15 protein-coding genes and 1 tRNA gene are annotated in these 12,183 nt (G+C 72.2%); 3 read left to right on the top strand and 13 right to left on the bottom strand.

Annotation, left to right across the window (positions count from 1 at the left end; translation table 11 throughout):
* Positions 1–2: 2 nt before the first annotated feature.
* Together ACFQ2D_RS07465 and ACFQ2D_RS07460 are read right to left on the bottom strand one after the other, a co-directional pair.
* Positions 3–314, bottom strand: a complete 312-nt coding sequence (locus ACFQ2D_RS07465) for a hypothetical protein (protein ID WP_280943206.1) — start codon at positions 312–314, stop codon at positions 3–5.
* Positions 311–1,645: a tryptophan--tRNA ligase gene (locus ACFQ2D_RS07460; protein WP_280943205.1), complete on the bottom strand. Its 1,335-nt coding sequence runs from the start codon at positions 1,643–1,645 to the stop codon at positions 311–313. The genes ACFQ2D_RS07465 and ACFQ2D_RS07460 overlap by 4 nt, the downstream gene beginning before the upstream one ends.
* A 121-nt stretch (positions 1,646–1,766) precedes the next feature.
* Between ACFQ2D_RS07460 and ACFQ2D_RS07455 the strand changes: the two genes are divergently transcribed.
* A complete protein-coding gene (locus ACFQ2D_RS07455) occupies positions 1,767–2,540 on the top strand; it encodes a hypothetical protein (RefSeq protein ID WP_280943204.1) in 774 nt (257 codons plus the stop codon).
* 99 nt (positions 2,541–2,639) lie between these two features.
* On the opposite strand, the gene ACFQ2D_RS07450 is transcribed toward ACFQ2D_RS07455, so the two are convergent.
* From ACFQ2D_RS07450 to birA, 7 genes are all read right to left on the bottom strand, one after another.
* Entirely contained in the window at positions 2,640–2,840 is a 201-nt protein-coding gene (locus ACFQ2D_RS07450; protein ID WP_280943203.1) for a CsbD family protein, read from the bottom strand.
* A gap of 207 nt (positions 2,841–3,047) precedes the next feature.
* On the bottom strand, positions 3,048–3,203 hold the full coding sequence (locus ACFQ2D_RS07445; protein WP_280943202.1) for an entericidin A/B family lipoprotein: 156 nt from the start codon (positions 3,201–3,203) through the stop codon (positions 3,048–3,050).
* 139 nt (positions 3,204–3,342) lie between these two features.
* Entirely contained in the window at positions 3,343–4,266 is a 924-nt protein-coding gene (gene rocF, locus ACFQ2D_RS07440) for an arginase (RefSeq protein WP_280943201.1), read from the bottom strand.
* A 101-nt stretch (positions 4,267–4,367) separates the two neighbouring features.
* Positions 4,368–4,443, bottom strand: a tRNA-Thr gene (locus tag ACFQ2D_RS07435).
* A gap of 40 nt (positions 4,444–4,483) precedes the next feature.
* Positions 4,484–5,254 carry a hypothetical protein gene (locus ACFQ2D_RS07430; RefSeq protein ID WP_280943200.1) on the bottom strand — a complete coding sequence of 257 codons (771 nt, stop codon included), beginning with the start codon at positions 5,252–5,254 and terminating at the stop codon, positions 4,484–4,486.
* Positions 5,255–5,263: 9 nt separating this feature from the next.
* A complete protein-coding gene (locus tag ACFQ2D_RS07425; protein WP_280943199.1) occupies positions 5,264–6,004 on the bottom strand; it encodes a type III pantothenate kinase in 741 nt (246 codons plus the stop codon).
* On the bottom strand, positions 6,001–6,993 hold the full coding sequence (gene birA, locus ACFQ2D_RS07420) for a bifunctional biotin--[acetyl-CoA-carboxylase] ligase/biotin operon repressor BirA (RefSeq protein WP_280943198.1): 993 nt from the start codon (positions 6,991–6,993) through the stop codon (positions 6,001–6,003). Before birA ends, ACFQ2D_RS07425 begins: the two co-directional genes overlap by 4 nt.
* A 177-nt stretch (positions 6,994–7,170) precedes the next feature.
* Between birA and ACFQ2D_RS07415 the strand changes: the two genes are divergently transcribed.
* Positions 7,171–7,440, top strand: coding sequence for a hypothetical protein (locus ACFQ2D_RS07415; protein WP_280943197.1), 270 nt, complete (start codon positions 7,171–7,173; stop codon positions 7,438–7,440).
* Positions 7,441–7,450: 10 nt separating this feature from the next.
* Positions 7,451–8,206: a M90 family metallopeptidase gene (locus ACFQ2D_RS07410; RefSeq protein WP_386795575.1), complete on the top strand. Its 756-nt coding sequence runs from the start codon at positions 7,451–7,453 to the stop codon at positions 8,204–8,206.
* Positions 8,207–8,255: 49 nt separating this feature from the next.
* Here ACFQ2D_RS07410 and ACFQ2D_RS07405 read toward each other — a convergent pair whose 3' ends face one another.
* The 4 genes from ACFQ2D_RS07405 to dusA all read right to left on the bottom strand — a co-directional run bounded on the left by ACFQ2D_RS07405 (position 8,256) and on the right by dusA (position 12,114).
* Positions 8,256–9,680, bottom strand: coding sequence for an ATP-binding protein (locus ACFQ2D_RS07405; protein ID WP_280943196.1), 1,425 nt, complete (start codon positions 9,678–9,680; stop codon positions 8,256–8,258).
* A gap of 103 nt (positions 9,681–9,783) precedes the next feature.
* Positions 9,784–10,470: a response regulator transcription factor gene (locus ACFQ2D_RS07400; RefSeq protein WP_280943195.1), complete on the bottom strand. Its 687-nt coding sequence runs from the start codon at positions 10,468–10,470 to the stop codon at positions 9,784–9,786.
* Positions 10,471–10,538: 68 nt separating this feature from the next.
* The gene (locus tag ACFQ2D_RS07395) at positions 10,539–11,048 is read right to left on the bottom strand and encodes a hypothetical protein (protein WP_280943194.1); all 510 of its coding nucleotides are present in this window, start codon (positions 11,046–11,048) and stop codon (positions 10,539–10,541) included.
* Between the two features lie 37 nt (positions 11,049–11,085).
* Positions 11,086–12,114, bottom strand: a complete 1,029-nt coding sequence (gene dusA, locus ACFQ2D_RS07390; protein ID WP_280943193.1) for a tRNA dihydrouridine(20/20a) synthase DusA — start codon at positions 12,112–12,114, stop codon at positions 11,086–11,088.
* Between the last annotated feature and the right edge of the window lie 69 nt (positions 12,115–12,183).

Raw genomic sequence — 12,183 nt, 5'->3', positions numbered from 1 at the left:
CCTCAGCGCCGGCGGCGGAACAGCAGGTGGCGCACCGCGAACGCGAGGCCCAGTGCGGCCAGGAACACGCCGTAGCCCAGCGCCGTGGCCAGGATTTGCGGCCACAGCCGACCGTAACTGGCGTCGGCGTTGTCGAGCGACCAGTACACGCTCCACAGGAACGCGCCGACCGACAGCAGCAGGGTCGCCAGGTCGTACAGCACGCGCGCCGCGTTGCGCGGCTGGCGCGGGAACAGCCAGTACAGCGTGGCCAGGATCGCGAACCAGGGCAGGAACAGGATCAGGGTGAGGTTGAGTTCGACCAGCGGGTTCATGCCTGCACCGCCTTGGCCGCGGCCTTTTCCGCGTCGGCGGCGGCCAGCGCGTCGAGCGCGGCCTGCACCACGTCGGCGTCCACGCCCTCGCCCAGGGTCGCCGGCGCCTGCGCCAGCGTCAGTTCGCCGCGGCGCAGGCCAGCGATGGCCTGCCCGGCGTCGCGCGGCGCGTCGAAGGCCTGGCTCTGCAGCAGCACGCGGTCGCCTTCCACCAGCTTGAAATAGAACTTGCCGTCGGCCTCGCGATACTGCTTGAACGCGGCCAGCGGCGGTTTCTCCACCGCCTCGACCTCCATCGCACCCAGCTGCACCTTCGACAGGTCGCGCAGGCCCACCGCCTCGCGCAGCTGCGACAGCAGCGGGGTGGCGTAGCGTTCGCGCAGGCGGCGCGCGCCATCGCGCAGGGTGTCCTCGATGTCGCCGGGACGCGCGACGAGGTCGAGATAGCGGTCGCGCAGCGGCGCGATCTCGCGCTCGACCAGGTCGAACAGGCGCTGCTTGGCGTCGCCCCAGCCGATCCCGTCGGCGAAGGCCTGCGCGAACGCGGCCGATTCCTCGGCGGTGGCGAAGGCCTGGTACAGCTGGAACAGCGCCGAGCCCTCGGTCTGTTTGGGCTCCCCCGGCGCGCGCGAATCGGTGACGATCGAGAACACCAGCTTCTTCAGTTCAGCCGGCGGCACGAACATCGGGATGGTGTTGCCGTAGCTCTTGCTCATCTTGCGGCCGTCCAGTCCGGGCAGCGTGGCCACGTGCTCCTCGATCGCGGCCTCGGGCAGGGTGAACCACTCGCGTCCGTAAACGTGGTTGAAGCGCTGGCCGAAGTCGCGCGCCATCTCGATGTGCTGCACCTGGTCGCGGCCCACCGGCACGCGGTGCGCGTTGAACAGCAGGATGTCGGCGGCCATCAGCACGGGGTACATGAACAGGCCCGCGGTCACGCCGGCGTCTTCGTCCTCGCCCTCCGCGCGGTTGCGGTCGACCGCCGCCTTGTAGGCGTGGGCGCGGTTGAGGATGCCCTTGCCGGCCACGCAGGTCAGGTACCAGGTCAGCTCGGTGATCTCGGGCACGTCGCTCTGGCGGTAGAACCACACGCTCGCCGGATCCAGCCCGCAGGCCAGCCAGGCGGCGGCGATTTCCAGCGTCGAACGCTGGGTGCGCGCGGGGTCCTGGGCCTTGATCAGGCTGTGCAGGTCGGCCAGGAAATAGAAACTCTCCACGCCCTGGGCGCGGCTCGCGGCGACCGCCGGGCGGATCGCGCCGACGTAGTTGCCCAGGTGGGGCGTCCCCGAAGTGGTGATGCCGGTAAGGACGCGGACGGAAGCTGGCGACATTGCGGGAGGCACGGCGGAAAACAGAATGCGAGTTTAACCGTTGCCGCGGCGATGCCCCCGCGCGTCACCCCGGAGCCGGCCTGCGGACGTTGATGTCTCCGGCAACCACGGAGAATCCGCCATGTCCCGCCACCTCGCCCTGCTCCTCCTCGCGTTCGTCGCCGCAGCCTGGGCCCTGCCGGCCGCCGCTTCGCCCCTGGTCCGTCTCGAGATCGTCGACCGCGACAGCGGCCGCTGGCTCGAGCAGTACCCGCGCCGGGACGACACCTGGGTCGCCGGCACGCCCGGGCACCGCTACGCGGTGCGCCTGACCAATACCAGCGGCGAGCGGGTGCTGGTGGTGCTGTCGGTCGATGGGGTCAACGCCGTGACCGGACAGACCGCCGATCCCTCGCAGGCCGGCTACGTGCTCGCGCCCTGGCAGAGCACGGAGATCGCCGGCTGGCGCAAGTCGCACCAGGACGTGGCGCAGTTCGTGTTCACAGCACTGCCCGACAGCTACGCCGCGCGCACCGGGCGGCCCGACCACGTCGGCACCATCGGCATCGCCGCCTTCCGCGAGCGCAGGCCGTACACCCCGCCATCGCCCCCGATCGCACGCGAGGCCGCCCAGGCGAAGTCGCGTGCGGCAGCGCCCGCTTCCGGGACGGCCGACGCCACGACCGCCATGGCGCAGCGCATCGGCACCGGACATGGCGAGCGCGAATGGTCGCCGGCCGGCCAGACCACGTTCGACCGGGATGCGCGCCCGGCGCAGGTCACGCAGCTGCGCTACGACGCACCGGCGGCACTGGCGGCGCGCGGCATCCTTCCGCCGCAGCCGCGCTGGAGCCAGCGTCGGCCGCAGGCGTTCCCGGGCCGCTTCGTCCCCGATCCGCCGGGCCGCTGGCGCTGATGCCCCATCGCGCAACGCAAAAGAAGAGGGCCGGCAGACGCCGGCCCTCCGGTTCGCGGCGTCGGGGAGGGACGGGCCGCGAAACTGCTGGCGGATGACTCAGCCCAGGGTGCGCTCGAAATCGCGCACTTCCTGCTCGGCGCGCTCGCGCTCCCAGCCGTAGCGCTCCTGCAGCTTGCCGGCAAGGTACTTGCTGTCGCCTTCGGCCACGTCGAAGACGTCGTCGGTCAGGTCACCCCACCGCGCCTGCGCCTGGCCCTTGAGCTGGGTCCACTTTCCGGAAATGATGTCCTTGTTCATCGCTTTGATCCTCTCGGTCTGACGGAAGATCGACGCATCGCGTCGACGGGATCGAGCATGCACGCCTGTCGATCACGGGCCGATCAAGGACCCGTCAATCGGGGTTCACAACGATGAGCACGACCTGCGCAGGCATTCAGCCGACGCCACCCGGGAAAGAAAAGGCCGGCGTTTCCGCCGGCCTCTCCATCCCCTCGACGCGCGGGTTCAGCGCGGATCGGTGGCGCCGGTGTCCTTGGCCGCATCCTCGATCTTGTCGCCGACCTTTTCGACGTCCTGGCCGAAGCCCTTGGTGGTGTTGCACGCCGACAGCGTGCCGACCGAGAACATGGCAATCAGCATGAGGGCCATCAAACGCTTCATCTGCAGTCTCCTGGAGTAGTGCGCGCGCGGCCTTCCGCGCTCGTCCACGCCATCACACCGCCGGAGCCGTGAAAGATGCGTTGAATGGCAGCCTGCGCGCCGTGCCCGTTCATCGAGGTGGATGCGGCGTCAAGCCGACTCAGTCGCGCATCAGCGTCGACTTGCCGAACAGGCTTTCGACCAGGTCCACCGCCAGCTCCGCGGTGCTGTTGCGGTCGTCCAGCGCCGGATTGACCTCGACCACGTCCAGCGAACCGAGGAACCCGGTGTCGGCGATCATCTCCATGATCAGCTGCGCCTCGCGGTAGTTCACCCCGCCCGGAATCGGCGTGCCGGTACCGGGCGCGATCGACGGATCGAGGATGTCGACGTCGAAGCTCACGTGCAGGTGGGTGCTCTCGTCCAGCCCCATCAGCACCTGCTGCATGGTCTGGCGCATCCCGACCTCGTCGATGTAGCGCATGTCGTAGATGTCCAGCCCGTGCTCCTTGACCAGGCGCTTCTCGTCCTGGTCCACCGAGCGGATGCCGATCTGGCGCACCTGGTCCGGCACCAGGGCCGGCACGTGGCCGCCCATGCGGACCAGCGGCTCGGGACCGATGCCGCACAGGCAGGCGACCGGCATGCCGTGGATGTTGCCCGAGGGGGTGATCGCGCTGGTGTTGAAGTCGGTATGCGCGTCGAGCCACAGCACCCGGAGGGACTTGCCGTTGCGACGGCAGTGGTCGGCCACCGCGGCGACCGAGCCCACCGCCAGGCAATGGTCCCCGCCGAGCATCAGCGGCATGCGACCCTCGGCGAGGATCGCGGACGAGGCGTCGAACACCGCCCGGTTCCATGCCACGACTTCGTCGAGGTGCCGGTAGCCGTCGCGGGGCGGCAGCCACGGGTTCTTCGGTCCGGCGACGTCGCCGGTGTCGCGCACGTCCACGCCTCGCGCGGCCAGGGCCTCCGCCAGGCGCGCCACGCGCAGGGCCTCTGGGCCCATCGAGGCGCCACGCGCGCCTGCGCCCACGTCGGTGGGCACGCCGAAGATCGAAACCGGGGGATAGTGTCGCGCCATGGCCGACGGTTGCTCCTGCAAGGGTCTGGCGGGAGTCTAGGGCACCGCGCGCGCCATGGGCGGGTCCGCACCGGCGGGGGGGATGGGCCGGGCCGGGAAAGTGGTGCCGCTTGTCCGAATCGAACGGACGACCTACGGTTTACAAGACCGTTGCTCTACCAACTGAGCTAAAGCGGCGAAGTCGGCGTCGGCGCGATCGCGCGACGCTGGCGGCATTCTAGCCTGCGCCCAGCCCCGCGCATTCCACCGTTTCGCTGCGCGCCGCGCCGCTGGCGCGCCGGGCTTCGGCGATGTCCGCGCCCGCGGGCAGTGCGGCGTCGACCCAGTAGCGGCTGGCGCCCGGGTCGCCCAGGGGCTCGGCCACCGCGGGGAAACCGGCGTCCGCGAGCGTCTGCCGATGGCGCCGCGCCGCGGCCTCGCTGCCGAACCTGCCCAGGGCGATGTCGACCCTGCCGTCGTCCGCGGCCGGCATCAGGTAGTGGTCGCGGAATCCGGCTTCGACCAGCCGCGCGAGCGTGGCGGACGCGGCGTCGCGGTCGGGCAGCGCGCGCAGCAGCACCTGCCAGCCGCGCGCCCCGGGCTGCACCTGGCGGATCGACAGCGCGCGCGCCAGCGGCGCGAGCCGTGCCCTCGCCTCCGCGACGGCGTCGGCATCGGCGAAGGGCCCGAAGCCGCGGCAGACCAGGGCCGTGCCGGCAGCGTCCGCCGCGGGAGCCTCCGCCACCGGAGCTTGCCCTGCGGCGCCGGGGACCGGTGCGGCCGGGGGCGACGTGTCCGGGGCCGGATCGGACGCAGCTGGCGCGACGGCAGCGTCGCGGGGATCCGGCACTGCCGCGGTCGGGGCCGGCTCGCCCAGCAGGCGCAGCGGTTCCGCGCCCGCGGGCAACGGCGCGGCGGGCGCCGGGGCCGGGTTGTCGCGCGTGGCCCACCACAGCGCCACGCCAAGGTTGAGGATCAGCAGCAGGACGATCAGCGGGCGCATGGGCATCGCCGGATTCTAGCGGCGCGCGCCGTCGGGCCGGGCCCAGCAGGCCAGCCCTTCGAGCACCAGCGCCGGCGCATGCACGGCATCGGCCAAGTGCGGCAGCAGCGCTTCGGCGCCGCCACCGTGCAGCAGCAGCGCCACTGGTCCGCCGCACGCGTCGACGGCAGCCTCGCGGCTCTGCCCCACCAGCGCCAGCGCCGCGCCCAGGCAGCCCGAGGCGAGGGCATCGCCGGTGTCCGCCGCGAAGACGCGATAGCCGCCGCCCACGGCCGGCAGCTGCGCGGCGCGCGCGTGCAGCGCCTCGCGCATCATGGTCGGCGATGGCGCGATGCGGCCGCCGTGGTGACGTCCCCCGGCATCGACCAGGTCGATGGTCAACGCCGTCCCCACGCCGACCAGCAGCGACGCCCCGCCGCGGCGACGCGCGGCCAGCAGGGTCAGGAACCGGTCCACGCCCAGCTTCGCCGGCTCCGCATAGGCGATGCGCAGCCCGGCCCATGCAGGCTGGGTGGACGCGAGGCTGATGCGCCCGGCGCGCGCAGCCAGCGCGTCGAGCAGCGCCACGCGCAGCGCCGGGGCGGCGACGCTGGCCACGTGCGCGGCGTCGATGCGCGGCGGCAGGACGCTGTCCCAGCCGGCTGCCAGCGCCATGCCGTCATGGGCGAACGCCAGTACGTCGCCCGGAAGGCCGTCCTCGCCGAGTGGCGCGGCCTTGAGCCGGGAATTGCCGAGGTCGAACAGCCATGCGCTCATGTCGCGGCTCCCGCGCGCAGGCTGACCTCGCCCGCGTGGAAGGCGCGCTCGCCCTCGCCGGTGCGCAGACGCAGCGCGCCGTCCGCCGCCACCCCCAGGGCGACGCCCTGGTGCTCGACCTCTCCGGCCAGGATCCGGACCGGCTGGCCCGACAACGCGTCGTGGGCGGCATAGGCCGGCAGGAACGGTGCCAGGCCCTCCGCGTCGAACCGGTCCAGCGCCGGCAGCAGCCGCGCCACCAGGGCGGCGGCGATGCGGTCGCGCGCCGGCACCTCGCCCAGCGTCTGGAGGTCGATCCAGGGCTGGTCGATGCCGCCGCCGGCGTCGGGCGGCATGCGCACGTTGAGTCCGATCCCGATCACCGCGCGCGCCGGCCCCGCGTATTCGCCACCGCCCTCGACCAGGATGCCGCCAAGCTTGCGCAGGCCGTCCTCGCCGGCCACCACCAGGTCGTTGGGCCACTTCAGCCGGGCCTGGGACACGCCCAGCGCGTGCAGCGCATCGGTCACGGCGATGCCGGCCACCAGGCTCAGCCCCCCCAGCCGCGCCAGGCCGGCCTCGAAGCGGCGCGCCACCGACAGGTACAGGTTGGCCGCCAGCGGCGAGGCCCAGGGTCGCCCGCGGCGGCCGCGACCGCCGGTCTGGCGCTCGGCCAACAGCACCCGCGCAAGCGGACCGGGATCGGCCCGGCGCAGCAACTCGGAGTTGGTCGAATCCAGCGACCACGCCACCTCCAGCCCGGCCAGGCCCCCGCGCACCGCCGCCGGCAGGGCCGCGAGGATGCGCCCGGCGTCGAGCAGGTCGACCGGCGCGGCCAGCGCGTAGCCGCGGCCGGGACGGGCTTCGATCCGCAGGCCCGCCCCGCGCAGGGCCTCGATCCGCTTCCAGACCGCGGCCCGGGTCAGCCCGGCCTCGCGCGCCAGCGCGTCGCCGGATACGGGCCCGTCGGCCAGGCGGCTGAGCAGGGCGCGGTCGGCGGCGGCGGTCATGGCGGGTCCGGACGGGTCACGGCGTCGATTATCGGGGATCGGCGCCCGACTCGACCGTTCGTCGACCGGCCGCCTCCCGGGCGCGACGAGCCGTGTTGCAACCTTCCGTCCCCCGGCCGCATCCGGGGTATAGTGCGTCGTTGCCGCCGCAACGACTCTGGCCAAAGGATGGTTGCCATGGCTTCCCGACTCCTGTTCTGCCTCATGCTGGCCTGTGCCGCGATTCCCGTGGCCGCCCGCCAGCCCGCGATGATGGACGCCAATGGCGCCAGTGCCGGCTGCGATGCCGCCGCGGAAGCGGACGCCGAGGACGAAGCCGCGCGCCCCACCGACAAGCGGGCCGCGCTGCCCGCCCGCGCCCGCGCGACCACGCCGCGCCGCGGCGAATCCGGATCGACCGCGCGCCCGCCGCGCTGGCACAGCTTCCTGCCGGGCATGATCCGCTGAGGGATCGCGGTTGCCCGCAGGCCTGATCCGGCGGCTGTTCGGCCGCACGCCCGATCCGATCGACGACGACACATGGTCGCGGGTGCGCGCCCGCGTACGATGGATCGGCGCGCTCGACGCGCCGCGAGAACAGCGCCTGCGCGCGCTGGGCGCGCTGTTCCTGCGGCAGAAGGCGATCACTCCGATCGAACCGCTCGCGCTCGACGACACGCAGCGCACCCTGCTGGCCGCCCTGTGCTGCCTGCCGCTGCTGGAGTTCGGCGAGGAAGGCCTTCACGGCTGGTCGCAGCTGATCGTGTATCCGGATGCGTTCCGCGTGAACCGCAGCCACGTCGACGCCGCCGGCGTGCTGCACCAGTGGGACGACGAACTCATCGGCGAGGCCTGGGAGGACGGGCCGCTGATCCTGTCCTGGGCCGATGTCGAGGCCGACCTCGACGATCCGCATGCCGGCTTCTGCGTGGCCGTGCACGAGATGGCGCACAAGCTCGACGTGCTCGACGGCGTGCTCGACGGCACCCCGCCGTTGCCGCGCGACTGGCAGCGCGCCTGGGCGCGCGATTTCCAGCAGGCCTACGACGCGCTGGTGCAGGCGGTCGATGCCGGCGGCGAGGTGGCGATCGATCCCTATGCGGCCGAGGCGCCGGAGGAATTCTTCGCCGTGTGCAGCGAATACCACTTCAGCGATCCGGCACTGCTGCGCGACAGCTTCCCCGCGGTGGCCGCGCATTTCGAACGCTTCTACGGGCCCTCGCCCTCGGCGTGACGGCCCCGCGCCGCCGGATGCATGCCCTGCAGGCGCGGGGGCGTCGCCGCTATAGCCCCGGCGGCAGGCGCACTTCGAAGCGGGCACCGCCGAGTTCGGTGGAGCGGCCCACGCGCAGCTCGCCGCGGTAGCTGCGGATGATGTCCTGCACGATCGACAGGCCGATGCCGTGCCCGTGCACGCGCTCGTCGCCGCGCACGCCGCGCTGGAGCACCAGCGGAATGCGGTCCTCGGGAATGCCCGGCCCGTCGTCGTCGACCGCCAGGAACAGGCCCGGGCGCCGGTTGGGCGCGGTGCCGCCGGGCTGGACCGTCAGCAGCACGCGCTTGCCGGCCCACTTGAACGCGTTCTCGATCAGGTTGCCCAGCAGCTCCTGCAGGTCGCCGGGTTCGCCATGGAAGCGCGCCGCCGGATCGATGTCGAATTCGCAGATCACGCCCTTGCCCGCGTAGATCTTCTCCAGGCTGCGCACCAGCGCCTCGGCGTGCGGCTCGATCTCCACCGGCGCGGCGAACAGCGTGTGCCCGGTGGAGGCGGCGCGGCCCAGCTGGTAGCTGACCAGGTCGGTCATGCGCTGCAGCTGGGTGGCCACGTCCTCGCGCAGCTCCTGCTCGCCCGCATCCGAATCCAGGCGCGCGCGCAGCACCGCCAGCGGCGTCTTCAGGCTGTGGGCCAGGTCGGACATGGTGTTGCGCTGCTGCTCGAGGTTCTCGCGCTCGCTCTCGATCAGCGCATTGATGCTGTCGGTCAGCGGCTCGAGTTCGCGCGGATGGCGCTCGCCCATGCGGTTGGCCTGGCCGCGCTGCACGCGGGTGAGTTCCTCGACCACCTTGCGCAGCGGCCACAGGCTCCAGCGCAGCACCAGGGTCTGCAGCAGCAGCAGGATCAGGCCGGCAATGCCGAGGTAGCCCCACAGCGCGGCGCGGAACACGCGCACCTGCCGCGGCACGGTACCGGCGTCCTCGATGACGTAGATCGTGTACGGGAACTCCGCCTCGGGCGCGCCTTCCTGCGGCGCCCACACCATGCCCAGTCCGTAGCGGTAGACCTGGCCGGGCGAACCGTCGCTGCGCACCATCGGCAGCGGGCCCTCGAACTTCTCCTCGCCGCCGGCCAGCGGCGTCGCCTCGGGCAGCTGCGGCCCGGACGCCGAGCGCGACACCCAGCTGCCGTTGGGCAGCACCACCTCGGCGTACAGGCCGCTGCCGGGGCGGTCGAAGCGGTCGTCGGGCCCGTTGTCGGGCACGTAGATGTCGCCGTTGCGCAGGAACTCGATGTCGCCCGCGTAGGCGAACACGTAGTTGCGCAGGCGGTCGCGCTGGCCTTCGCTGGCCACGTCGAGGAAGGCGCGGTCGAGCGCGTAGCCGGCCAGGGCCAGGAACGCGACCAGGCCCAGGCTGGCGGCCATCAGCTGCCGCGCCTGCAGCGAACGCGGCCGCCAGGGCAGGACGCGGGCGGACTTGCCGGTACTCATCGGATCGGGAGCGGCTCAGGCGGCACGGGCGGGCGCGTGGACGGGTCGCCCACACGATAGCCGATGCGGCGCTGCGCGGCCCCGTGGCGGGGCCGCGCCGGGCTCAGGATTCGCCGTTGCGCGGAATCGCGAAGCGGTAGCCGCGGCCGCGCACGGTCTCGATCGGCTTGAGCGTGCCTTCCGGGTCGAGCTTCTTGCGCAGGCGGCCGATGAAAACCTCGAGCACGTTGGAGTCGCGGTCGAAGTCCTGCTGGTAGATGTGTTCGGTCAGGTCGGCCTTCGAGACCAGCTCGCCGGCGTGCATCATCAGGTACTCGAGCACCTTGTACTCGTAGCTGGTCAGGTCCACGTTCTGGCCGTGCACGGTGACCGTCTGCGCGGCCAGGTCCAGCACCACCGCGCCGCACTCGAGCGTGGGCTTGCTCCAGCCCGCGGCGCGGCGCACCAGCGCATTGATGCGCGCCAGCAGTTCCTCGACGTGGAAGGGCTTGACCAGGTAGTCGTCGGCGCCCTGCTTGAGGCCGTCGACCTTGTCCTGCCAGCTCGAACGCGCGGTCAGGATCAGCACGGGGAACTGCTTGCCTTCGTCGCGCAGGGCCTTGATCAGCTCCATGCCCGACATCTTGGGCAGGCCGAGATCGATGATGCCGACGTCGAACGGGACCTCGCGGCCCATGTACAGGCCTTCTTCGCCGTCCTGCGCCGCATCCACCGCAAAGCCCTCGCGCTTGAGGCGAGCGGCCAGCGTTTCACGCAGGGGCGCTTCGTCTTCGACGAGCAGGATGCGCATGGGGGACAACTCCGTTCAGTAATGTGAGGGGGCCAGTGTGGCCGTCCTTTCCTGAACAGAATGCCGGGTCAGTCGTGGTCGTCGCGTGTAGGCTGGCGGCGCGCCGGAGGAGGCTGGCGGCGCTGCGGATCGTCGACGTAGACGCGTACGCGGCCGCGGTCGTCCATGGCCTTGATGCGGTTGACGTCGCGCCCGTCGGACTGGATGCGCTCGGCGCTCAGTACCCGGCTTCCGCGGTTGGACCGCTCGAAACGACGCACCGAATCCGACAGCGCTTCGCGATTCCGCACGCGCTGCTCCGGCCCCCGCTCGGCGCGCTCCGCGCCCCTGCGCTGGGGCGCCGGATCCTGCGCCCAGGCGACCGGCGCGCCGGTCGCCGCGACCAGCGCGGAGAGCAGGGCGATCCTCAGGCGGGACTGCAGGAAAGACATGGCGAAGCCCGGAAGTCCGGATGTCGGAACGGACCCGCATTCTTGGAAGATCGCGGTGAACCACCCCTTAACTTTTCCTTCACCAGTGCCCGCGGGTTCATCGCGGTGAAACCGGCTGCGGTTCGCGCGCGCGGCTTCCTCGAACATGCGTGGCAACCCGCACACTGACAGTGCGCGCGCCGGATCAGGCCGCGGCCGCGGCCCGCACGGTGGCCGCCATCGCCTGCTCCACCAGCGCCCATCCGGCGCCCGGCAGGTGCGCACCCTCGCTCAGGACCTGGCGGTAGGCCCGGCCTCCGGGCTGCCCGTGGTACAGCCCGAGGATGTGCCGGCTGATATGGCGCAGCGGCACGCCCTGGGCGAGTTGCGACTCGGCGTAGGGGCGAAGGGAGCCCAGCAACTGGTCTCGCGGCTGCAGCGGGACGCCGCGCAGGGCCGCGTCGATCCGGTGCAGCGTATAGGGGTCGTGGTAGGCCGCGCGTCCCAGCATCGCGCCATCGGCATGCGCCAGGTGCGACAGGGCGTCGTCCAGCGTCGCAATGCCGCCGTTGACCACGACCTGCAGCCCCGGGCGCTCGCGCTTGAGCCGCCAGGCCCAGTCGTAGCGCAGCGGCGGTACTTCGCGGTTCTCCTTCGGACTCAGGCCCTTGAGCCAGGCGTTGCGCGCGTGCACCACGAACGTGCCGCAGCCGGCGTCGGCGACCGCGTCGATGAAGGCGAGGAAGCGCTCGTACTCGTGGTCGTCGTCGACCCCCAGCCTGCACTTCACCGTGACCGGCACCGGTCGATCGAGCGTCGCCACGGCCGCGATCATCGCCGCGACCCCGTCGGCCACCAGCGTCGGCTCGCGCATCAGGCAGGCGCCGAAGCGGCCCGCCTGCACGCGGTCGGAGGGACAGCCGCAGTTGAGGTTGATCTCGTCGAAGCCGCGTTCGGCGCCGATGCGCGCGGCCTGCGCCAGCTGCGCCGGCTCGCTGCCGCCGAGCTGCAACGCCACCGGATGCTCCACCGGGTCCATCGCCAGCAGCTTCGTCCGGTCGCCGTGGATCACCGCATTGGCGTGCACCATTTCGCTGTACAGGCGCGCCGACGGGGCCAGCAGGCGATGGAAGACGCGGCAATGCGAATCCGTCCAGTCCATCATCGGGGCGACGGACAGGCGGATCGAAGCCGGGTCCGGCAGGGCGCCAGCGGGCGGGACGGCGGAAGGCATGGCAGCGGGATCGGGGAGCCGGCCGCTATTGTCGGCGCGCGTTGCGTGAAGGTCGAGGGCGACGGCCCG

The organism is Luteimonas composti, from assembly GCF_042678665.1.
In the GTDB taxonomy this organism is placed as follows: Bacteria; Pseudomonadota; Gammaproteobacteria; order Xanthomonadales; family Xanthomonadaceae; genus Luteimonas; species Luteimonas composti.
The sequence above is the reverse complement of the archived record's forward strand: the minus strand, read 5'-3'. Positions and strand labels throughout refer to the sequence as shown.